We start from the raw sequence: 21,342 nt of genomic DNA on the forward strand, positions 1-21,342 counted from the left end.
GGCGATCTCACCCGAACGAGTGAGCAACCCTCCTGTGCCGCCCCAGGCCTGCCCCACCCCACGCGTACGGAGTGCCGAAGCCCGCCGCCGTGTGCGAGCGGTGGCCGGTCTCGGACACGGCGGAGGGCCGCCCCGGGAACTGGTCCCGGGACGGCCCTCCGTGGCGTACCGCTTCGGCGTCAGGCGCCGCGCAGCACCGCGCCGGTCTGCTCGGCGGCCAGGGCGACCGCGGCGTCGCGGGCGGCGGTGGCCTCCTCGACGGTGAGGGTGCGGTCCTCGGCGCGGAACTTCAGCGCGTACGCCAGGGACTTCTTGCCCTCGCCGACCTGGTCGCCGGTGTAGACGTCGAACAGGCGGATGGACTCCAGGAGTTCACCCGCGCCGACGGCCAGGTGGTGCTCGACCGCGGCGGACGGCACGTCCTGGTCGACGACCAGGGCGACGTCCTGGGTGGCGACCGGGAAGGCCGAGATGCGCGGGGCCTTGACCGGACCCTCGCCCGCCTTCTCCAGCACGTCCAGGTCCAGCTCCATCGCGCAGGAGCGGGCCGGCAGGCCCAGCGCCTTGACGACGCGCGGGTGGAGCTCGCCGCCGTGGCCGGCGAGGGTCTTGACCCCGTCGATCACCACGTGGAAGGCGGCGCAGCGGCCCGGGTGCCACGGGGCGTGCTGGTCGGCGTCGATCAGCAGCTCCGCGCCGGCCTCGGCGGCCACGAGGCGGGCGGCCTCGACCGCGTCGGCCCAGTCGGCCGGGCGGCCCTTGCCCCACCAGCCGGACTGCTCGCGGGCACCGGCGAGGACGACGGCGGCGCGGCGCGGCTGCGCGGGCAGCGCGGCGTCGACGCCGGCGATCTCCTCGTCGGTGGGACGGCGGTCGACCGGCAGGCGGACCGCGACCTTCGCCTCGCCCTGCGGACGGAAGACCAGGCCGGTCTCGAAGAGGGCCAGGTCGTGGCTGCCGCGGCTGTCGTTCCGGCGCAGCGCGGCGAGCAGGCCGGGGAGCAGCGTGGTGCGGAGCGCGGGCTCCTCGTCGGAGAGCGGGTTGACGAGGGTGACGACCTCGCGGCGGGCGTCGTCCGCGTCGAGGCCGAGCTGGTCGAGCGCCTGCTGCCCGATGAAGGGGTAGTTCAGCGCCTCGACGTAGCCGGCGCCGGCGAGGGCGCGGCCGACCCGGCGGTGGACGCGCTGGCGCTCGGTGAGGCCGCGGCCGGCCGGGGGCTTCGGCAGGGTGGAGGGCAGGTTCTCGTAGCCCTCCAACCGGATGACCTCCTCGGCGAGGTCGTTCGGCTCGTTCAGGTCGGGGCGCCACGAGGGCACGGTGACGACGAGCTCGTCCTGGCCGTAGACGTCGCAGCCGACCTCCTGGAGGCGGCGGACGACGGTCTCGCGGCCGTACGCCACGCCCGCGACCTTGTCGGGGTGGTTCGCCGGCATCGCGATCGTGCGGGGCGCCGACGGGGCGGCGATCTCGGTGACGCCGGCCTCGGCGGTGCCGCCCGCGAGCAGCACCAGCAGGTCGACGGTGCGCTGCGCGGCAGCGGCGGCGGCCTGCGGGTCCACGCCGCGCTCGAAGCGCTTGGACGCCTCGGAGGACAGCTTGTGGCGGCGGGCCGTGCGGGCGATCGAGATGGCGTCGAAGTGCGCGGCCTCGATGACGACCTCGGTGGAGCCGGTGACGGCGCCGGTCTCGGGGTCGGTCACCGGGTCGGCGATCTCGGTGTGGGCGCCGCCCATGACGCCCGCGATGCCGATCGGGCCGCGGTTGTCGGTGATGACCAGGTCCGCGGCGTCGAGGACGCGTGCGGTGCCGTCGAGGGTGGTGATCTTCTCGCCGGGCTCGGCGCGGCGGACCCCGATGGGGCCGTCGAGCCGGGTGCGGTCGTAGGCGTGCAGCGGCTGGCCGAGCTCCAGCATCACGTAGTTGGTGATGTCGACGGCCAGCGAGATCGGGCGCATGCCGGCCTTCTGGAGGCGGCGCTGGAGCCAGATCGGCGAGCGGGCCTCGGGGTCCAGGCCGACGACCGTGCGGGCCGTGAAGCGGTCGCAGCCGATCGGGTCGGTGATCTGGACCGGGTAGCCGTACGAGTTCGGCGCGGGCACGTCGAGGAGCGCCGGGTCGCGCAGCGGCAGCCCGTACGCGATGGCGGCCTCGCGGGCGACACCGCGCATCGAGAGGCAGTATCCGCGGTCCGGGGTGACGGCGATGTCGAGGACCTCGTCGTACAGCTCCAGGAGGACGGTGGCGTCGATGCCGACCTCGTGCTCCGGCGGCAGGATGATGATCCCGTGGTTCGGGTCCTCGCCCATGCCCAGCTCCTCGCTGGAGCAGATCATGCCGCGCGAGACCTTGCCGTAGGTCTTGCGCTCGGCGATGCGGAAGTCACCGGGGAGGACGGCGCCGGGCAGGGCCACGACGACCTTGTCGCCGACGGCGAAGTTCCGGGCGCCGCAGATGATCTCCTGGGGCTCGCCGGTGCCGTTGGCCTGGCCGACGTCGACGGTGCAGAAGCGGATGGGCTTCTTGAACTCCGTCAGTTCCTCGATGGTGAGGACCTTGCCGACCACCAGCGGGCCGGTGAGGCCGGCGCCGAGCCGCTCGACGGTCTCGACCTCGAGGCCGGCGGTGATGAGCTTGGCCTGGACGTCGCGGCCGGTCTCCGTCGCCGGCAGGTCGACGTACTCCCGCAGCCAAGAAAGCGGGACCCGCATCAGATCTCCATCCCGAACGGCCGGGTGAACCGGACGTCACCCTCGACCATGTCTCGCATGTCTTCCACGTTGTGCCGGAACATCAGCATCCGCTCGATGCCGAAGCCGAAGGCGAAGCCGCTGTACTTCTCCGGGTCCACGCCGCAGGCGATGAGCACCTTCGGGTTGACCATGCCGCAGCCGCCGAGCTCGATCCAGCCCTCGCTGCCGCAGGTGCGGCAGGGACGGTCGGGGTCGCCGACGGACTCGCCGCGGCAGACGTAGCAGAGCATGTCCATCTCGGCGGACGGCTCGGTGAAGGGGAAGAAGTTCGGGCGGAGCCGGGTCTTCATGTCCGCGCCGAAGAGCGCCTGGACCATGTGGTCGAGGGTGCCCTTGAGGTCGGCCATGGTGAGGCCCTCGTCGACGGCGAGCAGCTCGATCTGGTGGAAGACCGGGGTGTGCGTGGCGTCGAGCTCGTCGGTGCGGTAGACGCGGCCGGGGCACACCACGTAGACCGGGGGCTCCCGGTCGATGAGGGTGCGGGCCTGGACCGGCGAGGTGTGGGTGCGGAGCACGACGCCCGACTCGTCGCCGGTCGTGCCCTCCGGGCCCTGGACGAAGAAGGTGTCCTGCATCTGCCGCGCCGGGTGGTCCGGCACGAAGTTCAGGGCGTCGAAGTTGAACCACTCGGCCTCGACCTCGGGGCCTTCGGCGACCTCGTACCCCATCGACACGAAGACGTCGGCGACGCGCTCCATGAGGGTGGTCAGCGGGTGGCGGGCGCCGGCCGGGATCCGGTCGTACGGCAGGGTGACGTCGACGGCCTCCTCGACGAGGACGCGCGCGTCGCGCTCGGCCTCCAGCTCGGCCTGGCGGGCGGCGAGCGCCTTGGAGACGACACCGCGGGCCTGGCCCACGAGCTTGCCGGCCGCGGCCTTGGCCTGCGGGGGCAGGGCGCCGATCTCGCGGTTGGCGAGGGCGAGCGGCGAGGTGCCGCCGGTGTGCGCCGTCTTGGCGTGCGCGAGCGCGTCGAGGTCGCCGGCGGCGGCGAAGGCGACCACCGCCTCGTCCCGCATGCGCTCGATCTCTTCCGGTTTCAAGGCTTCGACCTCGACCGGGTCGTACGACTTATTGGGTGCCGACATCTCTTCCCGTGCTTCCGTTGGGCTTGGCTGGGGCGACCCCGGTTCGACGACAGACGACAAGGGCGCAAACGTGCCAAAGGTCGAGTCTAACGGGGTGGGGACACGCTGATGAGCCCGTGGGGGCCCCGGTGGCTCTCGATCCCGTCGGGTCTCGGTGGGTGAGACGTCAGACGAGATGGGCCGGGGCGCCGACGGGCAGGATAAATCGGAACTCGGCGCCGCCGCGCGGACCGCGTCCGACGGTGATGGTGCCGCCGTGGGCCTCGACGAGACCCTTGACGATATAGAGGCCGAGTCCGGTGCCGCCGCGCTTGCTGCCGCGCCAGAAGCGGGTGAAGACGCGGTTCATGGACTCCTCGGGGATGCCGGGGCCTTCGTCGCTCACGGTGACCTCCGTCCCCTCCTCGCCGGTTCCGTCGCCGCCCGCGGTGCGGGGCGCCACCTCGATGGTGACGGTTCCGGCGCCGTGGCGCACCGCGTTTTCCAGAAGGTTGCCGAGGATCTGGTCGATCTTGTCGGGATCGGCCCAGAGGGCGGGCAGTCCGGGCCTGATGCGGACGAAGAAGCGGTCGGGGGCCTGGCCGCCGGTGGTGTGCACCTGGACGTGCCGGCCGATGGCGGCGGCGAGGTCGACGGGCTGGCGGCGCACCTCCAGGCGACCGGAGTCGATCCGGGAGATGTCGAGGAGTTCGGCGATGAGCCGCTTGATGCGGCCGGCGTCGGCGTCGACGGTCTCCAGCATGAGCCGCTTCTGCTCGTCGGTGAACCGCTCCCACTTGCTGAGGAGGGTGGCGGTGAAGCCCTTCACGGAGGTGAGCGGGGAGCGCAGTTCGTGGGCGACGGTGGCGATGAGTTCGGCGTGGCTGCGCTCGGAGCGGCGGCGGGCCTCGGTGCCGCGCAGCGAGACGACGACCCGGCGGACTGGCCCCTTGGGGTGCTCGCGGACGTAGCGGGCGGAGACGAGGATCTCGCGGCCGCCGGGAAGCAGCAGGTTCCGCTCGGGCTGGCCGCGCCGGGTGGCGAGGCCGCCGTACGGGTCGGTGAGGCTCCACCAGCGGTGGCCTTTGAGGTCCTCCAGGGGGAGGGCCTGGTCGAGCGGGCGGCCGAGCGCCTCCGGGGCGGGGACGGCGGTGATGCGGCTGGCGGCGGCGTTGAAGCAGACGACGCGGCCGCTCTCGTCGGCGACGACGAGCCCGTCGGGCAGGTCGTCGGGGTCGATCCCGGGCCACGGCTCGGGCGGGCGCGCCCCGTCGCCGCGTCGCTGCGCGGTCCGCGCGGGACTGTCCGTGCCGGCCGTCATCCCCGTCTCCCACCCCTCCGTGTACCGCAGTGGGCTCCCCGAGTGCGTCACTCTACTGGGCGAGGGTGACCGGCGGCAGCCGGAAGACCACACCGGGTGTCCGAAAGACGACGGTGCGGTACGGCGGCGGGGTGCCGTCAGGCGGTGCCGCGGGGGCGCTGGGCGCGGGCCGAGGCGTAGAGGCAGACGGCGGCGGCGGTGGCCAGATTGAGGCTCTCGGCCTTGCCGTGGATGGGGACGCGGACGACGGCGTCGGCGAGGGCCCTGGTCTCCTCGGGCAGCCCCCACGCCTCGTTGCCGAAGATCCAGGCGGTGGGGCCGCCCATGGTGCCGGCGTCGAGCTCGTCGTCGAGGTCGTCCTGCCCTGCGCCGTCGGCGGCGAGGATCCGGACCCCGGCGCCCTTGAGGCCGGCGACGGCCTGTTCGACGGGGACACCGACGGCGACGGGGAGGTGGAAGAGGGAGCCGACGGAGGCGCGGACCGACTTCGGGTTGTACAGGTCGACGGAGGCGTCGGTGAGGATCACCGCGTCGGCGCCGGCGGCGTCGGCGCAGCGGAGCACGGTGCCGGCGTTCCCGGGGTCGCGGACGTGCGCGAGGACGGCGACCAGCTTGGGCCGGGCGGCGAGGACCGCGTCGAACGGCGAGTCGAGGAAGCGGCAGACGCCGACGAGGCCCTGCGGGGTGACGGTCTGGGAGACCTCGGCGAGGACGGCGTCGGAGGCGTGGTGGACACGGGCGCCGGCGGCGCGGGCGGCCTCGACGATGGGCGCGTACCGCTCGGCGGCCTCGACGGTGGTGAAGAGCTCGACGAGGGTGGGGGCGCCGTCGGGGCCCCGGTGCGCGACGGCCTCGCGGACGGCCTGCGGGCCCTCGGCGAGGAAGAGGCGGTCCTTGCCCCGGAAGTTGCGCTTGGCGAGCCGCCGGGCGGCGACGACGCGCGGGGAACGCGGGGAGATCAGCTCGGGGGTGGACATGTGCCTGGGGCTCTCTGTCTCGGTCTCGTCGGGGGTTTCCGCGGCGGGCGGTCAACGCGCCGGACCCGCAGGCGCGGGGCCTGCGGGTCCGGTCGGAAGCACTGCGGCCTGGAAGATCAGGCGGCGGCCTTCGGGGCGTTGACGTCGGCCGGGAGGGCCTTCTGCGCGACCTCGACCAGCGCGGCGAACGCGTTGATGTCGTTGACGGCCAGCTCGGCGAGGATCTTGCGGTCCACCTCGATGTTGGCGGCCTTCAGACCCTGGATGAGGCGGTTGTACGTCATGCCGTTCTGGCGGGCAGCGGCGTTGATGCGCTGGATCCACAGCTGACGGAAGTCGCCCTTGCGCTTCTTGCGGTCGTTGTAGTTGTAGACCAGCGAGTGGGTGACCTGCTCCTTGGCCTTGCGGTACAGGCGCGAACGCTGACCGCGGTAGCCGGAGGCCGCCTCGAGGATCGCCCGGCGCTTCTTGTGGGCGTTGACTGCCCGCTTGACGCGTGCCACTTCTTACTCCTTGTAGCGGGGCCGTGGTGTCTTCACACGACCCGGAAAACGGATGGGTACCGGTCTCGGCCGGATGCCCTCGGCGTCCGAGGGCGGGAGATCAAGCTCAGATGCCCAGCATCTTCTTGATCTTGGCGGCGTCACCCGGGGCCATCTCGGCGTTGCCGGTGAGGCGACGCGTCAGCTTGGACGACTTGTGCTCGAGCAGGTGGCGCTTGCCGGCGCGCTCGCGCAGGATCTTGCCGGAGCCGGTGACCTTGAAGCGCTTCTTGGCACCGGAGTGCGTCTTGTTCTTCGGCATAGCGCCGTTATCTCCTCGTCAGTGGCGCTCCCCCGGTGCGGGCACCGGCGAACCGGGAGCGTCAATCCTTCGTTGGGTGGTACCGGACGGGACCGGGGGGCCGCCCCAGGGGCAGCCCCGTCGGATCACGCCTCGGCGTTCTCGGCCGACGTGTCGGCCGAAGCCTCCTCGGCCGCCGGAGCGGCCTCGGGCGCGATGCCCTGGCGCTCCGCCTTGCGCGCGGCCTGAGCCTCGCGCGCCTCGGCCATGGCCTCGGTCTTCTTCTTGTGCGGGCCCAGAACCATGATCATGTTCCGGCCGTCCTGCTTCGGGTTCGACTCGATGAAGCCAAGCTCCTGGACGTCCTCGGCGAGGCGCTGCAGCAGGCGGTAACCGAGCTCGGGCCGGGACTGCTCACGACCACGGAACATGATCGTGATCTTGACCTTGTCGCCCTGCTTGAGGAAGCGGACGACGTGGCCCTTCTTGGTGTCGTAGTCGTGCGGGTCGATCTTCGGCCGGAGCTTCATCTCCTTGATGACCGTGTGCGCCTGGTTCTTGCGCGCCTCACGGGCCTTCATGGCCGACTCGTACTTGAACTTCCCGTAGTCCATGAGCTTGCACACGGGCGGACGGGCGTTCGCCGCGACCTCGACAAGATCGAGGTCGTACTCCTGCGCGAGCTCCAGGGCCTTGGCAAGGGGGACGATGCCCACCTGCTCGCCGCTGGGGCCGACAAGACGCACCTCGGGAACGCGAATCCGCTCGTTGATGCGGGGCTCGGCGCTGATGGATCCTCCTCGGTAGCACCACGCGACCGCCTTGGCGGACGGACACGTCAATCCAAATCGATGTGACCAACCGAGCGGGGACGCAAAAAATGCCCCAACGGGACACAGGTGGGGCTCCAAGGCAAACCGGAGCACCACCACGGTGAACCGCGGGGCGCACATCGGGCGGCTCCATCGTCCGTACGGAACGATGGGCGCCACCTGACCGGTGACCCGCCGCCCGTGAGGGCGGTCAGGTGGGAGATCGGAGCCTCCACTTGTGGGCCGGGCACACAGGTGTCCGGCCGGTCGTTACACAAGGTTAGCAGGACCCGGCGGTCGGCGCGAACCGCCGGCCCGCTTATCGTGTGGGGCATGAGCGAGACCCCCCAGAACGAGTCCACGACCACCCCCGGCGCCTCCGCCGACAGCCCCGACTTCGATGCCATGACCCGCGACATCGCGGAGGTCCCGGCGGTCGAGGTGATCGTGACCGTCGCCGTCAACCTGATGAGCGCCGCCGCGGTCAAGCTCGGCCTCACCGAGGAGGGCGACGCGCACAAGGACCTCGACGAGGCGCGCAAGCTGATCCACGCGCTCGCGGGCCTCCTCGACGCGAGCACGACCGAGATCTCGTCCTTCCACGCGGCCCCGCTGCGGGACGGACTGAAGTCCCTCCAGCTCGCCTTCCGCGAGGCGTCCTTCGTCCCGGACGAGCCGGGCCAGGGCCCGGGCGAGAAGTACACGGGCGCCGTGTACGGCTAGGCCGCGCGCTCAGTCCCGTACGTAGAAGGGCTCGCCCGGAGGGGTGGCCGCGGCCGGCAGCAGTGCCAGGTCGAGGCCCCGCACCAGGCGGGCCCTCAGTGTTTCGTCGGCGGCGAGGGAGCGGGCCACCCGCTGGGCGGTCTCGGCGGGGGCGGCGTCCTCGGCGAGGACCAGGGCGAGGGTGCCGTCGGCGGTGCCGGGGCCGAGGTGGGCGCGGAGGACGGCGGGCTCGGCGGCGACCGCGGCGCGGACCGCGTCCCGTACGGCCGGGTCGTCGAGGGGGTCGGTGCCGGTGCGGCCCTCGGCGAGGGCGAGCAGCGCGGAACCGCTGACCTGGTACGGCACCGGGCCCGCCAGGTCGAGGACGAGGGTGTCGGCCTTCTCGTGGACGAGGGCGGCGAGCGCCTGCCGGAGCGGGACGGCGACGGGCCGGGCGGCCGGGTCCCACAGGGCGAGCGCGGCGGTCGAGGTGAAGGCGGGGAGGGCGCGCCGGTCGCCGGCGGTCAGCGTCGGCACCGCCATGTCGCTGGTCTTCTCCCGCTTCAGCCCGGTCTCCGGGTCGGTCTCCACCTCGCCGAGGACGGCGACGACGGGGACGAGGAGCCGGGCGCCGCGCAGCGCCTCGAGGACGGGGCCGTGGGCGGTTCTGTCCTCCGCCCAGGCGGCGAGGGCCGCGGCGAGCGCCGGGTGGGCGGTGCCGTCGTCGTCGGAGAAACCGGGGTCCGGGATGTTCTTGAGCTCCACGCCCCGAGCCTAACCGGCCGGGCCGTGCGCCCGGCCCGCCGGGCAGGCGGTCAGCGGGTGCGGCCGGCCCGGTGGAGGACCAGGGCGGTCAGCAGGAGGAGGGCGCCGAGTCCGCCGGCGAGCGGGGCGAGGAGTCCGGGGGCGGTGTCCTCCTCGGCGGCGGCGAGGGGGCCGGGGCCGAAGTACTGGCCGCGGTGGCCCGCCGTGGCGTTCTTCGGGTCGCCGCCCTTCAGCGCGGCGCCCGCCTCGATGGCGGCGGCCGGGTCGACGGTGCCGTACCCCTTGTCGTCGCTGCGGCCGCCCTCGGGCCGGTCGCGGGCGGTGTCGACGAGGAGCTTCTTGACCTGGGCGGGGGTCAGGTCGGGGTGGGCGGAGCGGACGAGGGCGACGGCGCCGGAGACGAACGCGGCGGCGGCGCTGGTGCCCCAGCCCTCGTAGTACTTGCGGTCCGGGTCCGCGATGACGATGTCGACTCCGGGGGCGCTGACCGTGGCGTACCAGCGGCGGGTGGAGAAGGAGGCGCGGGTGCCGTGGCGGTCGACGGCGGTGACCGCGATGACGCCGGGGTAGGCGGCCGGGTAGGAGATGTGGTCGCCCTTCTCGCCGCCGTTGCCCGCGGAGGCGACGACGGAGACGCCCTTGGCGAGGGCGTACTGGACGGCGGCGTCCTCGCCGGGGTCGGGGTGGGCGGACTTGGAGTCGTCCCCGAGGGAGAGGTTGATGACGTCGGCCCCGTGGTCGGCGGCCCAGCGGATGCCCTGGGCGAGGGCGGTGCCGCGGGTCTTGCGGGCCTTGTCGCGGGCCTTGTCCTTGCCTTCGAGGATGACCCGGACGGGCAGGATGCGGACGCCGGGGGCGATGCCGAGGACGCCGCTGCCGTCGGCCCAGCCGTGGCCGTGGCCGGCGATGATGCCGGCCATCGCGGTGCCGTGCCGGGCCCAGGTCGCGTCGCCCCTCGCGGCGCCGAAGCCGATGAGGTCGTGGCCGGGCAGGACGGAGCCGGCGAGGTCGGGGTGGTCGGCGTCGACGCCGGTGTCGAGGACGGCGACGGTGACGCCCTCGCCCTTGGTGGTGCGCCACGCCTCGGAGGTACGGAGGGTGTCGTGGCCCCACTGGCGGTCGCGGATGGCGTCGGCGTGCGCGGGCGCGGCGGCGGGGAGCACGGCGAACACGGCGGCGAGCAGGGCGGCGGGCACCCCGGCGGAGGCGCGGGCACGCGCGCGCGTGCGGGTACGGGGCTGCCGGGTCACCGCTGGTCCTCTTCCTTCGCCGCGTTCAGGGCGGTGGTGCGGAGCTGCTGTTCCAGGCGTTCGGCGATGCCGAGGGCCTCGTGACCGAGGCCGGACTGGGCCACGGCGTCCGTGCGGCCCTTCTTCATGGCCTGGTCGGCGGCGACCGCGCGGCCGGCGGTGCGGCCGTCGGCGAAGCCGGAGACGGCGGTGACGACGACGGGCAGGTCGGCGGGGGCGGTCACCCACCAGGCGGCGCGCTGGCCCGGGCCGAAGCCGGCGGCGACGGTGCCGGGTCCGGCGAGCGCCGGGGGCACGTCCTGGCCGAGGCGGGCGGTCAGTCTCCGCCCGTCGAGGGCGCGCTGGGCGGTGACGTCGGCGCGGGTGAAGACGAGGCCGACGGTGAGGACGCTGCTGGCGGTGGCGTCGGTGTAGGTGGCGCGCACGACGCGCTCGCAGCCGAGCGGGCTCAGGGCGGTGAGCAGCCTGGGGGCGAGGGAGGCGGGGGCGCAGGGGGCGTCCGGGGCGACGACGATCCGGGTCCAGGTGCGGGCGGAGGGGCCGGGGCCCGCCTGGGGGGCGGTGAGGGTGCGGGGGAAGAGGGTGTCGACGGGAGCGTTGTGCCAGAGCTCCTTCGCGACCGCGTACCCGGCGGGTTCGGCGGGCTTCCCGCCGCCGGAGGCGGCCAGCCAGACCCCGGCGAGCGCCCCGCCGACGAGGCCGATCCCGAGCACGACACAGGCGCCGACGGCCAGGGTCCTGCCCCGCCGCCGCTCCCGTATGGGCCGCAGCCGGGTGGTCGTCTCGACCGGCGTCTCGTCCGTCCCGTTGGCCGGCACCCGCACGGCGCGCAGCCGGGTGGTGGTCTCGACGGGCGCGGCGGCCGGGGCCGTGGCGACCGGGCGGTGCGGGGCACGGGCCGGGGGCAGCGGGGCGGAGGTGTTCGAGGGCCTGGACGTGGCTCCGGCGGCGGGGGCGGAGCCGGAGCCGGCCGGGCTCCGCGGGGCGGACGCCGCTGCGGCGGTACGGGGCGCGGGTGCGGCGGCCGGGCGCGGCGGGGTCGCCGGGCGGGCGGGCGGCGCCGTGGCCTGGCGCGGCGCCGGGGTGCTCGGGGTGGCCGGGGTGGTCGCCGGGGGCAGTGGGGCCGCGCCGGACGGGCGGGGCGGGGTGGCCGCGGGCGGCTGCGCGGGGCGGGCCGGGGGCGGGGTGTCACGGCCGGCGGTCGTCGCGCGCGGGGCCGACGCGGGCGGCGCTGCCGGTGCGGCCGGCGGGCGGTGCGGGGCGCGGGCCGGGGGCAGCGGGGCCGGGGCGGTCGCGGGGCGCGGGGGCGTGCCCGCCACGGGGGGCGCGGCCGGAGTCGGAGCGGCGTCCGAGCGCGGGGCCGGAGCCGTACCGGAGGCGGGTGCCGTGCCGGAGGCGGGACGCGGGGCGGGGGCCGTGTCGGAGGCGGGGCGCGGGGCCGGAGTCGTACCCGCATCCGGGCGGGGGGCGGTGCCGGGGGCGGGGCGCGCGGGCGCGGGCGGGTCGGACGGGGGCCTCGGCGCGGGTGTCTCGGAGGTCTGGCGGGCGGGAGGCGTGAGGTGGGTGGTGAGGGAGGAGAGGGCGCTGGTGGGAGCGGGGAGGGTCTCCGTGACGCGGGGGGCGTGCGGGTTCTGCTCGCTGGTCATCCCGCCCCCTGCTCCCGCCGACAATGCCCGCCACTCTACGGGCTGTTCCCCGCCGCGCGGGAACCCAGGGGTACCCACCCCCCTGACCGTCTGGCAAGCTCGGGCCATGACTCCCCGTGCCGCCGACAGGGCCCGGTACGACCGGGCCACCGCCGCTCTGGACGCGCCGCTGGCGATCGTCGATCTGGAGGCGTTCGACGCGAACGCGGACGACCTGGTGCGCCGGGCGGGCGGCAAGCCGATCCGGGTGGCCAGCAAGTCGGTGCGGTGCCGGGCGCTCCTGGAGCGGGTGCTGGCGCGGGACGGGTTCGCCGGGGTGATGTCGTTCACGCTCCGCGAGTCGCTGTGGCTGGCCCGGGCCGGCTTCGAGGACGTGCTGCTCGCCTATCCGTCCGTCGACCGGGCGGGGTACGCGGAGCTGGCGCGCGATCCGAAGCTCGCCGCCGCCGTGACGGTGATGGTCGACGACGTGACGCAGCTGGAGCTGATCGACGCGGCGCGGGCCGGCGGCACGGAGGAGGTGCGGGTCTGTCTGGAGATGGACACCTCGCTGCGCCTGCTGGGCGGCCGGGTCCGGGTCGGCGCCCGGCGCTCCCCGCTGCGGACGCCGGGGCAGCTGGCGGAGCTGGCCCGGTCGGTGGCGCGCCGGCCGGGGTTCCGGCTGGTCGGTCTGATGGCGTACGAGGGGCACGTGGCGGGCGTCGGGGACGCGGTGGCCGGGCGGCCGCTGCGGTCGCGGGCGGTCAGGGCGATGCAGGCGGTGGCCCGCCGGGAGCTGGCCGAGCGGCGGGCGGCGGTGGTCGGGGCCGTACGGGCGGTGGCGCCGGAGCTGGAGTTCGTGAACGGCGGTGGCACCGGCAGCGTGCAGCACACCGCGGCGGAGGCGGCCGTGACCGAGATCGCCGCCGGGTCCGGTCTCTACGTGCCGCGGCTCTTCGACGGCTACTCGTCCTTCAGCGGCCGGCCGGCCGCGCTCTTCGCGCTGCCCGTGGTGCGCAGGCCGGGTGTCGGGGTCGTCACCGTGCTCGGCGGCGGCTACCCGGCGTCCGGTGCGGCGGGGCGCGACCGGCTGCCGGTGCCGTACCTGCCGGAGGGGCTGCGCTACGACCCGCAGGAGGGCGCCGGCGAGGTCCAGACGCCGCTGCTGGGCTCGCCGGCCGACGATCTGAGGATCGGCGACCCGGTGTGGTTCCGGCACGCGAAGGCCGGCGAGCTGTGCGAGCGGTTCGACGCGCTGCACCTGGTGGAGGGGGACCGTGTGGTGGACACGGTCCCGACCTACCGGGGCGAGGGCCGCACCTTCCTCTGACTCCCCGTGACTCCCTAGAGGGGGGTCACGTAGGCGCCGGAGATGCCGCCGTCGACGAGGAAGTCGGCGGCGTTGACGAACGAGGAGTCGTCGCTGGCGAGGAAGGCGACGGCCGCCGCGATCTCCTCCGCCTCGGCGAACCGGCCGACCGGGATGTGGACGAGCCGGCGGGCGGCCCGCTCCGGGTCCTTGGCGAACAGCTCCTGGAGCAGCGGGGTGTTGACCGGTCCGGGGCAGAGCGCGTTGACCCGGATGCCCTCGCGGGCGAACTGGACGCCGAGCTCGCGGGACATGGCGAGGACGCCGCCCTTGGAGGCGGTGTACGAGATCTGGCTGGTCGCCGCGCCCATGATCGCGACGAAGGAGGCGGTGTTGATGATGGAGCCCCGGCCCTGGCGCCGCATGTACGGCAGGGCGGCCTTGCAGCACAGGTAGACGGAGGTGAGGTTGACGTCCTGGACGCGCTTCCACGCCTCCAGACCGGTCTCCAGGATGGAGTCGTCGTCGGGCGGGGAGATGCCCGCGTTGTTGAAGGCGATGTCGACGGAGCCGTAGGTCTCGAAGGCGACGCGGAAGAGCGCCTCGACCTCCTCCGGGTCGGTGACGTCGACCTTGACGAAGGTGCCGCCGACGGCCTCGGCGGCGGCCTTCCCGGCCTCCTCGTCGATGTCGCCGCAGACGACGTGCGCGCCCTCGGAGGCGAGCCGGCGGGCGGTGGCGAGGCCGATGCCGCTGCCGGCGCCGGTGATGACGGCGGTGCGGCCGACGAGGCGGCGGCAGACGATCTCTTCGCTGGTCGGGTTGCTGCTCACAGTGCGGGGCCCTCCGTGCTGATGAAGACGTTCTTGGTCTCGGTGAAGGCGGTCAGGGCGTCGGGGCCGAGTTCCCGGCCGAGTCCGGACTGGCCGAAGCCGCCGAACGGGGTCCAGTAGCGGACGCTGGAGTGGGAGTTGACGGAGAGGTTGCCGGCCCGGACGGAGCGGGCGGCGCGCAGGGCGCGGCCGACGTCCCGGGTCCAGATGGAGCCGGCGAGGCCGTACGGGGTGGCGTCGGCGAGCCGGAGGGCGTCGGCCTCGTCCTCGAAGGGGAGGACGACGGCGACGGGTCCGAAGATCTCCTCGACGGCGCAGGGGGCGTCCTCGGCGACGCCGGTCAGGACGGTCGGCGGGAACCAGAAGCCGGGCCCTTCGGGCGCCTTGCCGCGGATGGCCTCGGCGTCCTCGGGGACGTGGGCGCGGACCCGGTCGAGCTGGGCGCGGGAGATCAGCGGGCCCATCTGGGTGCGCGGGTCGAGCGGGTCGCCGACGACGATCTCCTCGATCGCCGGGGTGAGGAGTTCCATGAAGCGGTCGAAGACGCTCCGCTGGACGAGGATGCGGGTGCGGGCGCAGCAGTCCTGGCCGCTGTTGTCGAGGAAGGCCATGGGGGCGGCGGCGGCCGCCGCCTCGATGTCCGCGTCGGCGAAGACGATGTTGGGGCTCTTGCCGCCGAGTTCGAGGGTGAGCCGCTTCACCTGGTCGGCGGCCTTGGCCATGATCCGCTTGCCGGTGCGGGTGGAGCCGGTGAAGACGATCTTGGCGATGCCGGGGTGGGTGACGAGGGCTTCGCCTGCGACGGGCCCCTCGCCGGGGAGGACCTGGAAGAGGTGCTCGGGGAGGCCGGCCTCCAGGGCGAGTTCGGCGAGGCGGAGCGCGGTGAGGGGGGTGGTCTCGGCCGGTTTGAGGATCACGGCGTTGCCGGCGGCGAGGGCGGGGGCGGTGGCCCAGGCGGCGATCGGCATGGGGAAGTTCCAGGGCGCGATGACGCCGACGACACCGAGGGGTTCGAGGATCGTGAGGTCGATGCCTCCGGGGACGGGGATCTGGCGTCCGTTCAGGCGCTCGACTCCCCCGGCCGCGTAGTCGAGGAGGTCGCGGACGTTCCCGGCCTCCCAGCGGGCGTTGCCGAGGGTGTGGCCGGCCTCGCGGACCTCCAGGAGGGCGAGTTCCTCGGTGTGCGCGTCGACGACCGAGGCGAAGCGGCGGAGCAGCCGGGCGCGGTCGGCGGGAGCGGCGGCGGCCCACGCGGTCTGCGCGGCGGCGGCCCGGGTGACGGCGGCGTCGACGTCCGCGGGGCCGGCGGCGGGGACGGTGGCGACGTGTTCCTCCGTCGCCGGGTTGAGTACGTGGAGCTCGGTGGGCAAGGCTCGTTCCTCTCGGGGGTGTGCGGAGGAGTCCGGGGTCGGCGGCGGCTTCCCGGGGTTCCGCCGGAGGAGTCCGGGTGCCCGGCGGCTCCCCCGCGGTGTTCTTCAGAGGCGTTCGAAGGAGCGGCGCAGTTCCCAGTCCGTGACCGCCGCGTCGAAGGCGGCGAGTTCGACGAGGGCCATGTTGCGGTAGTGGGCGACGACCTCGGCGCCGAAGGCGTCCTTGGCGATCTCGCTGGTCTCCCAGAGCTCGGCGGCCTCGCGCAGGGTGGTGGGGACGTGGGCGTGGTCGGCGGCGTAGGCGTTCCCGGTGCAGGGCGGGGGGATTTCGAGGCCCCGCTCGATGCCGTGGAGGCCCGCGGCGATCATCGCGGCGACGGCGAGGTAGGGGTTGACGTCGCCGCCGGGCAGCCGGTTCTCGAAGCGGGTGGAGCGCCCGTGGCCGACGATCCGCAGCGCGCAGGTGCGGTTGTCGGGGCCCCAGGCGACGGCGGTCGGGGCGAAGGAGCCGGGCTGGAAGCGCTTGTAGGAGTTGATGTTGGGGGCGTAGAGGAGGGAGAAGTCCCGCATCGCGGCCAGTTGCCCGGCGAGGAAGTGCCGCATGACCTCGGACATGCCGTGGGGGTCGTCCCCGGCCATCACGTTGGTGCCCGCCTCGTCCTGGAGGGAGAGGTGGATGTGGCAGGAGTTGCCCTCGCGCTCGTTGTACTTGGCCATGAAGGTGAGCGAGACGCCTTCCTGGGAGGCGATCTCCTTGGCCCCGGTCTTGTAGACGGCGTGCTGGTCGCAGGTGACGAGGGCTTCGTCGTAGCGGAAGGCGATCTCGTGCTGGCCGGGGTTGCACTCGCCCTTGGCGGACTCGACGGTGAGGCCGGCGGCGGCCATCTCGTTGCGGATGCGGCGCAGCAGGGGCTCGATGCGGCCGGTGCCGAGGACGGAGTAGTCGACGTTGTACTGGTTGGCCGGGGTGAGGTCGCGGTAGCCGGAGTCCCACGCCTCCTCGTAGGTGTCCCGGAAGACGATGAACTCCAGTTCCGTACCGACGTGGGCGGTGAGGCCGTGTGCGGCGAGCCGGTCCAGCTGCCGGCGGAGGATCTGGCGGGGGGCGGCGACGACGGGTGAGCCGTCGGCCCAGGCCAGGTCGGCGGTGACGAGGGCGGTCGCGTCGTTCCACGGGACGCGGCGGAGGGTGGCGAGGTCGGGGTGCATGGCGAAGTCGCCGTAGCCGCTCTCCCAGGAGGACATCGCGTAGCCGTCGACGGTGTTCATCTCGGTGTCGACGGCGAGGAGGTAGTTGCACCCCTCGGTGCCGTGGGCGAGCACCTCGTCGAGGAAGAAGGGCGCGGCGAACCGCTTCCCCTGGAGCCGGCCCTGCATGTCCGGGAAGGCCAGGACTACGGTGTCGATCTCGCCGTCGGCCACGAGGGAGCGCAGTTCCTCGACGGTCAGCGGGGGTGTGCGGTCTGCCACGGGATGCCTCTCCTCGTTCGGCCTGCCGGGAGTCATAAGGTATGGGGCGAGACCATTGCTTGGGAAGTGCCAGGGGAAGGGGCGACGAGAAGTGATCCGTACGAGTGAACCCGGCGGTCCCGCCGACCGGTTGACGCCCGTGCTGCGCCCGGTCCGGGCCGGCAACGGTTTCGAGGAGGCGCTGGAGCAGGTCCTCCAGGTGGTCCGCCTCGGCCTGGTCCCGGCGGGCGGGCGGCTGCCCGCCGAGCGGGAGCTGGCCGAGCGGATGGGGATCAGCCGGGTGACGCTGCGCGAGGTCCTGAAGGTGCTCCAGGAACAGGGCCTGGTGGAGAGCCGGCGCGGCCGCTACGGCGGAACGTTCGTGCTGCCGCGCCCGCAGGACCCGGACGAGGCGGAGCTGCGCCGCCGGGTCGCCGCGGTCGACATGGAGGACGCGCTGCGCTTCCGGGAGGTCCTGGAGGTGGGGGCGGCCGGGCTGTGCGCGGCGCAGGGCCTGGACGCGGCCGCCGCGGAGCGGCTGCGGGCGGCGCTGGCGGCGACCCGTGACGCCCCGCCGGCCGACTACCGCCGCCAGGACACGCTGCTCCACCTCACGCTCGCCGGGCTCGCCGGCTCGCCGAGCCTGACGGCCCAGTACGCGGCGGTCCGCGCGACCGTCAACGACCTGCTGGACTGCATCCCGCTGCTGGTCCGCAACCTGGAGCATTCCCAGCACCAGCACGCGGCGCTGGTGGACGCGGTCCTGGAGGGGGACGCGGACGCGGCCCGCGAGGTGATGCGGGAGCACTGCGCGGGGACGGCGGCGCTGCTGCGCGGCTTCCTGGCCTGAAAGGTATGTCAGCGGTCCATTGGGGCGCGGCACGGCCTAGAGTCGGCGGCAGGTTCCCCGCGTAGCGCCGGCACCGCACGTACCGCTCGTACCGCACGCACTGCTCGTACCGCACCTACCGCACCTATCCGCACGGACCAGGAGGCAGCCCCGTGACCGAGCCGCTCATCGGCGTAACGACCTATCTCGACCGGGCGCGCTGGAGGGCCTGGGACATGCCGGCGGCGCTGCTGCCCGCGCAGTACCCGCGGTACGTGCGGGAGGGCGGCGGTCTCGTGGTGATGCTGCCGCCGGACGAGCCCGCCGCGGCGGCGGCGGTGCTGGCCCGCCTCGACGGTCTGGTGGTGGCGGGCGGTGCGGACGTGGAGCCCGTACGGTACGGCGCCGAGCCCGACCCCCGGACCGGACCGCCGGCGCGGGAGCGGGACTCCTGGGAGCTGGCGCTGATCGACGCCGCGCTCGCCTCGGGCACCCCGTTGCTCGGGATCTGCCGGGGGATGCAGCTGCTCAACGTGGCGCTGGGCGGCACGCTGACACAGCACCTGGACGGGCACGTGGAGGCCGAGGGGGTGATGGGGCGGCACCCGGTGAAACCGGTGCCGGGGACGCTGTACGCCTCGCTCGTCCCGGAGCTCGCCGATGTGCCGACCTATCACCACCAGGCCGTGGACCGGCTCGGCGCGGGCCTGGTGGCCTCGGCGTACGCGGAGGACGGCACGGTGGAGGCGGTGGAGCTGGCGGAGCCGGCCTGGGCGCTCGGGGTGCAGTGGCACCCGGAGATGGGTGAGGACCCGAGGGTGGTGCGCGGCCTGGTGGAGGCGGCCGTGCGCCGGCGGTGAGGCGGGTGCGCGGGGCGGCCGGGGTGGGCGGTCCGGCCGCCCCGCGGTTCGCGGGGCCGCGCCGTCAGGCGGCGGGCAGGGTGGCCGCCACCGGACGGCGGCCGAGCACCAGGTAGAGGGCGGTGGCGACGGCCATGCCGACGGGCAGCGACAGGTCCATGCCGACGGCGGCGGCGACCGGGCCCGTGTAGATGCTGTCGACGCACAGCGCGCCGGCCGCGGCGCCGCCGAGCAGGGCGGTCACGCCCGCCGCGTTGACGCCGCCGGTGTACCAGAAGGGGCTGCCGGCGGTCTCGTCGGAGAGGGCGGCCACGTCGTAGCGGTTGCGGCGGAGCAGGATGTCCGTGGCGTAGACGCACATCATCGGGCCGGTGAGGACCGTGATCACCTGGAGGGCGTTGCTCACGGTGTCCAGGAAGTTGGAGACCAGCAGCCCGTAGAGGGTGAGGGCGACCGCGACGGCGCCGTCCACGAGCACGCTGACCGTGCGGCGGACGCGCAGGCCGACGGCCTGGAGGGCGAGTCCGGCGCTGTACGCGGTGAGGGCGTTGATGGCGATGGTGCCGAGGACCAGGGCGAGCAGGAAGACCGGCACGAACCAGCCCGGCAGGATGCCCTGGAGCGCCGTCTGCGGGTCGGACATGTCGACGACGGTGGCGGCGAGGGCGCCGAGCGAACAGACGACGACGCTGGGCACGAACGCGCCGAGCGCGTTCCACAGCACGATGGCGCGCGGGGAGCTGTCGCGGGGCAGGTAGCGGGAGAAGTCGGCGCTCGTGGTGTACGAGAGCGGGCCGGAGGCGATCATCGTGGTGCCCGCGAGCAGCAGCGCCCACAGGGCGACGCCGGAGTGCGACTCGGCCGGGGTGTACGAGAAGTCGGCGTTCCGCAGGACGGCGAGGGCGACGACGGCGAACGCGGCGCTCAGGACCAGCGTGATCGGCAGGTAGAGCTTGATGATCAGCGCGTGCCCGTAGACGCTGATGACCAGTGTGAGGGCGGCGATGACCACGATGACCGCCACCTTCGTCGGGGTGCCGACCGGGAGTCCGGTCTTCTCGACGAGCGCGAAGGCGGCGGTCGCGGCGGCCGCCAGGTTGAGCGCGAAGTAGCAGACGGAGACGAGCCAGCCGCCGACGGCGTTGTTCACGCGGTTGCCCCGGATGCCGTAGAGCGCGCGGGTCACGACCTCGCTGGGCACGCCCGCGGCCGGTCCCGAGGTGGCGAGGACGCCGGTGAGGACCCAGAAGAGGTTGCCGACGACGATCACGCCGATCGCCTGCCCGAGGGTGAGGCCCATGAGGACCAGGGCGCCGCCGATGACGAGGCTGAGGTAGTTGACGTTCGCCGCGGCCCAGACGGAGAACAGCTCACGGGGGTGGCCGTGGCGCTCGCCGTCCGGGATGTGGTCGATGCCGTGGGCCTCGATGCGGCCGGGCCGGTCACCCGCCGGCAGGGGTGCCGACGCGCGCTCTGTCCCGGAGCGCGGGTCGGGGATCGTGGAAGCCATGCGGCCCTCCGGTGCGTGATTGCCCACCTGGTTGCTTATTGGTCGCACACTCAATAGCATCGCCGGTATGTCGTCAAGCGTCCAGCGCAAGCGAATCCGGAAATCACCCGAGGCCCGGCGGGCGGAGATCGTGGCGACCGCCGCGCGGATCGCCCTGACCGAAGGTCTCGAGTGCGTCACCCTGCGGCGGGTCGCCGAGGAGCTCGCCGTCCGGCCCGGTCTGATCAGCCACTACTTCCCCTCGGCCGAGGACCTGGTGGCCGAGGCGTTCTCGGTCGCGGCCCTCGGCGAGCTCGACTCGCTGCTGCCGGCCGAGCGCGCGGACGGCACCCCGGCGCAGTACCTGGCCCGGTACTTCGCGCTGTCGTCCGGCGAGGCGTACGACGACATCAGCCGCCTCTGGATCAACGCCCGGCACCTGAGCCGCTACCGGCCGGTGCTGCGGGACGTGGTCACCCGGATGGAGCTGGCCTCCGACGACCGGCTGGAGGAGCTGATCCGCGACGGCGTCGCCCGCGGTGACTTCCGCACGGACGACCCCAGGTCCGCGGCGATCCAGGTGCTGGTCGTCCTGGACGGCCTCGGCGCCCACGCCAACTCCGACCGCACCGACCGGCCCGCGGCCGTCACCCGCCTGGCCCTCAGCACCGCGGAACGCGCCCTCGACCTCCCGCACGGCACCCTCGACGCCCCCGGCGCGACGGGCGGCCTCCCCCTCACCTTCTCCCCCACGGAGGCGGCCGAGGCGGCGGTGCCGCGCCTGGCGGCGGCCGCGGCGGCCGCGACCGCCGACGCCTCGGCCACCCCCGACGACGTGGCGACCGCCGGAGCCTGACGGCGGGGGCCGTACGGCCACGCCGGGGGCCGTACGCCACGCCGGGGGCGTACGCCTTGTGAGCGTGGGTGCGCCCTTCGCGCCCGGCGCGCACGGGGCGGACCGGCGGCCGTACGACCGACGCGAACGCGCCGGAGACGTGCGGGGCGTACGCGTCCGGCGCACGCGTACGCGTCAGCGCGGGCGTACGCGTCAGCGCGGGCGTACGCGTCAGGTCGCGGCGTGCGTCGCACGCTGGGGCCCGGGCGCCGGCGCGCGGCCGGGCGTCGCCGTACGTCCGGGCGTGGCGCGCGCCCGT

At 74.3% G+C, this 21,342-nt stretch carries 19 protein-coding genes; 5 read left to right on the plus strand and 14 right to left on the minus strand.

The annotated features are described in order from the left end of the window. Positions 1–179 precede the first annotated feature (179 nt). The 7 genes from pheT to infC form a co-directional block, all read right to left on the minus strand. Positions 180–2,708, minus strand: a complete 2,529-nt coding sequence (pheT, locus tag ACFYT9_RS33310) for a phenylalanine--tRNA ligase subunit beta (protein WP_389169621.1) — start codon at positions 2,706–2,708, stop codon at positions 180–182. Further along, positions 2,708–3,835: a phenylalanine--tRNA ligase subunit alpha gene (gene pheS, locus ACFYT9_RS33315; RefSeq protein ID WP_389169624.1), complete on the minus strand. Its 1,128-nt coding sequence runs from the start codon at positions 3,833–3,835 to the stop codon at positions 2,708–2,710. Before pheS ends, pheT begins: the two co-directional genes overlap by 1 nt. Positions 3,836–4,001: 166 nt before the next feature. Further along, positions 4,002–5,135 carry an ATP-binding protein gene (locus ACFYT9_RS33320; protein WP_389169627.1) on the minus strand — a complete coding sequence of 378 codons (1,134 nt, stop codon included), beginning with the start codon at positions 5,133–5,135 and terminating at the stop codon, positions 4,002–4,004. A 137-nt stretch (positions 5,136–5,272) separates the two neighbouring features. After that, on the minus strand, positions 5,273–6,112 hold the full coding sequence (locus tag ACFYT9_RS33325) for a TrmH family RNA methyltransferase (RefSeq protein ID WP_376603115.1): 840 nt from the start codon (positions 6,110–6,112) through the stop codon (positions 5,273–5,275). 116 nt (positions 6,113–6,228) lie between these two features. Then, positions 6,229–6,615, minus strand: coding sequence for a 50S ribosomal protein L20 (rplT, locus tag ACFYT9_RS33330; protein ID WP_017241732.1), 387 nt, complete (start codon positions 6,613–6,615; stop codon positions 6,229–6,231). A gap of 106 nt (positions 6,616–6,721) precedes the next feature. Beyond that, on the minus strand, positions 6,722–6,916 hold the full coding sequence (gene rpmI / locus ACFYT9_RS33335) for a 50S ribosomal protein L35 (protein WP_015032399.1): 195 nt from the start codon (positions 6,914–6,916) through the stop codon (positions 6,722–6,724). 125 nt (positions 6,917–7,041) lie between these two features. Next, a complete protein-coding gene (infC, locus tag ACFYT9_RS33340; protein ID WP_387270640.1) occupies positions 7,042–7,737 on the minus strand; it encodes a translation initiation factor IF-3 in 696 nt (231 codons plus the stop codon). Between the two features lie 303 nt (positions 7,738–8,040). Here infC and ACFYT9_RS33345 point away from each other — a divergent pair, with 303 nt between their 5' ends. Further along, complete coding sequence (locus ACFYT9_RS33345) at positions 8,041–8,430, plus strand: DUF1844 domain-containing protein (RefSeq protein WP_376604182.1); 390 nt, start codon at positions 8,041–8,043, stop codon at positions 8,428–8,430. 9 nt (positions 8,431–8,439) lie between these two features. Here ACFYT9_RS33345 and ACFYT9_RS33350 read toward each other — a convergent pair whose 3' ends face one another. The 3 genes from ACFYT9_RS33350 to ACFYT9_RS33360 are packed head-to-tail and all read right to left on the minus strand — an operon-like array spanning position 8,440 to position 12,070. Continuing rightward, positions 8,440–9,174 carry an SseB family protein gene (locus ACFYT9_RS33350; RefSeq protein ID WP_387270643.1) on the minus strand — a complete coding sequence of 245 codons (735 nt, stop codon included), beginning with the start codon at positions 9,172–9,174 and terminating at the stop codon, positions 8,440–8,442. Between the two features lie 50 nt (positions 9,175–9,224). Beyond that, positions 9,225–10,424: a type VII secretion-associated serine protease mycosin gene (gene mycP, locus ACFYT9_RS33355; RefSeq protein WP_389169633.1), complete on the minus strand. Its 1,200-nt coding sequence runs from the start codon at positions 10,422–10,424 to the stop codon at positions 9,225–9,227. Next, positions 10,421–12,070, minus strand: coding sequence for a hypothetical protein (locus tag ACFYT9_RS33360; protein ID WP_389169635.1), 1,650 nt, complete (start codon positions 12,068–12,070; stop codon positions 10,421–10,423). Before ACFYT9_RS33360 ends, mycP begins: the two co-directional genes overlap by 4 nt. A 106-nt stretch (positions 12,071–12,176) precedes the next feature. Here ACFYT9_RS33360 and ACFYT9_RS33365 point away from each other — a divergent pair, with 106 nt between their 5' ends. After that, positions 12,177–13,379 carry an amino acid deaminase/aldolase gene (locus ACFYT9_RS33365; RefSeq protein ID WP_376603311.1) on the plus strand — a complete coding sequence of 401 codons (1,203 nt, stop codon included), beginning with the start codon at positions 12,177–12,179 and terminating at the stop codon, positions 13,377–13,379. Positions 13,380–13,393: 14 nt separating this feature from the next. Here the strand turns inward: ACFYT9_RS33365 and ACFYT9_RS33370 are convergent, their stop codons facing one another. From ACFYT9_RS33370 to ACFYT9_RS33380, 3 genes are all read right to left on the minus strand, one after another. After that, entirely contained in the window at positions 13,394–14,191 is a 798-nt protein-coding gene (locus ACFYT9_RS33370; RefSeq protein ID WP_376603310.1) for a 3-oxoacyl-ACP reductase, read from the minus strand. Further along, entirely contained in the window at positions 14,188–15,561 is a 1,374-nt protein-coding gene (locus tag ACFYT9_RS33375; protein ID WP_389169640.1) for an aldehyde dehydrogenase family protein, read from the minus strand. The genes ACFYT9_RS33370 and ACFYT9_RS33375 overlap by 4 nt, the downstream gene beginning before the upstream one ends. 105 nt (positions 15,562–15,666) lie before the next feature. Beyond that, positions 15,667–17,031: a glutamine synthetase family protein gene (locus tag ACFYT9_RS33380; RefSeq protein ID WP_389169643.1), complete on the minus strand. Its 1,365-nt coding sequence runs from the start codon at positions 17,029–17,031 to the stop codon at positions 15,667–15,669. 94 nt (positions 17,032–17,125) lie between these two features. Here ACFYT9_RS33380 and ACFYT9_RS33385 point away from each other — a divergent pair, with 94 nt between their 5' ends. Both ACFYT9_RS33385 and ACFYT9_RS33390 read left to right on the plus strand, forming a co-directional pair. Beyond that, positions 17,126–17,860, plus strand: a complete 735-nt coding sequence (locus tag ACFYT9_RS33385; RefSeq protein WP_389169710.1) for a FadR/GntR family transcriptional regulator — start codon at positions 17,126–17,128, stop codon at positions 17,858–17,860. Between the two features lie 152 nt (positions 17,861–18,012). Beyond that, the gene (locus tag ACFYT9_RS33390; RefSeq protein WP_389169646.1) at positions 18,013–18,699 is read left to right on the plus strand and encodes a gamma-glutamyl-gamma-aminobutyrate hydrolase family protein; all 687 of its coding nucleotides are present in this window, start codon (positions 18,013–18,015) and stop codon (positions 18,697–18,699) included. A 64-nt stretch (positions 18,700–18,763) separates the two neighbouring features. On the opposite strand, the gene ACFYT9_RS33395 is transcribed toward ACFYT9_RS33390, so the two are convergent. Beyond that, the gene (locus ACFYT9_RS33395; protein WP_389169649.1) at positions 18,764–20,209 is read right to left on the minus strand and encodes a purine-cytosine permease family protein; all 1,446 of its coding nucleotides are present in this window, start codon (positions 20,207–20,209) and stop codon (positions 18,764–18,766) included. 67 nt (positions 20,210–20,276) lie between these two features. Here ACFYT9_RS33395 and ACFYT9_RS33400 point away from each other — a divergent pair, with 67 nt between their 5' ends. Beyond that, complete coding sequence (locus ACFYT9_RS33400; RefSeq protein WP_389169650.1) at positions 20,277–21,044, plus strand: TetR/AcrR family transcriptional regulator; 768 nt, start codon at positions 20,277–20,279, stop codon at positions 21,042–21,044. Positions 21,045–21,342 lie beyond the last annotated feature (298 nt).

Origin of the sequence: Streptomyces sp. NPDC004435 (assembly GCF_042873895.1) — a bacterium.
Classification (GTDB): Bacteria; Actinomycetota; Actinomycetes; order Streptomycetales; family Streptomycetaceae; genus Streptomyces.

Excerpts from the sequence above, each read along its gene's own strand:
- pheT (WP_389169621.1), bottom strand. The coding sequence starts at position 2,708 with ATGCGGGTCCCGCTTTCTTGGCTGCGGGAGTACGTCGACCTGCCGGCG.
- pheS (WP_389169624.1), bottom strand. The coding sequence starts at position 3,835 with ATGTCGGCACCCAATAAGTCGTACGACCCGGTCGAGGTCGAAGCCTTG.
- ACFYT9_RS33320 (WP_389169627.1), bottom strand. The coding sequence starts at position 5,135 with ATGACGGCCGGCACGGACAGTCCCGCGCGGACCGCGCAGCGACGCGGC.
- ACFYT9_RS33325 (WP_376603115.1), bottom strand. The coding sequence starts at position 6,112 with ATGTCCACCCCCGAGCTGATCTCCCCGCGTTCCCCGCGCGTCGTCGCC.
- rpmI (WP_015032399.1), bottom strand. The coding sequence starts at position 6,916 with ATGCCGAAGAACAAGACGCACTCCGGTGCCAAGAAGCGCTTCAAGGTC.
- ACFYT9_RS33345 (WP_376604182.1), top strand. The coding sequence starts at position 8,041 with ATGAGCGAGACCCCCCAGAACGAGTCCACGACCACCCCCGGCGCCTCC.
- ACFYT9_RS33360 (WP_389169635.1), bottom strand. The coding sequence starts at position 12,070 with ATGACCAGCGAGCAGAACCCGCACGCCCCCCGCGTCACGGAGACCCTC.
- ACFYT9_RS33365 (WP_376603311.1), top strand. The coding sequence starts at position 12,177 with ATGACTCCCCGTGCCGCCGACAGGGCCCGGTACGACCGGGCCACCGCC.
- ACFYT9_RS33395 (WP_389169649.1), bottom strand. The coding sequence starts at position 20,209 with ATGGCTTCCACGATCCCCGACCCGCGCTCCGGGACAGAGCGCGCGTCG.
- ACFYT9_RS33400 (WP_389169650.1), top strand. The coding sequence starts at position 20,277 with ATGTCGTCAAGCGTCCAGCGCAAGCGAATCCGGAAATCACCCGAGGCC.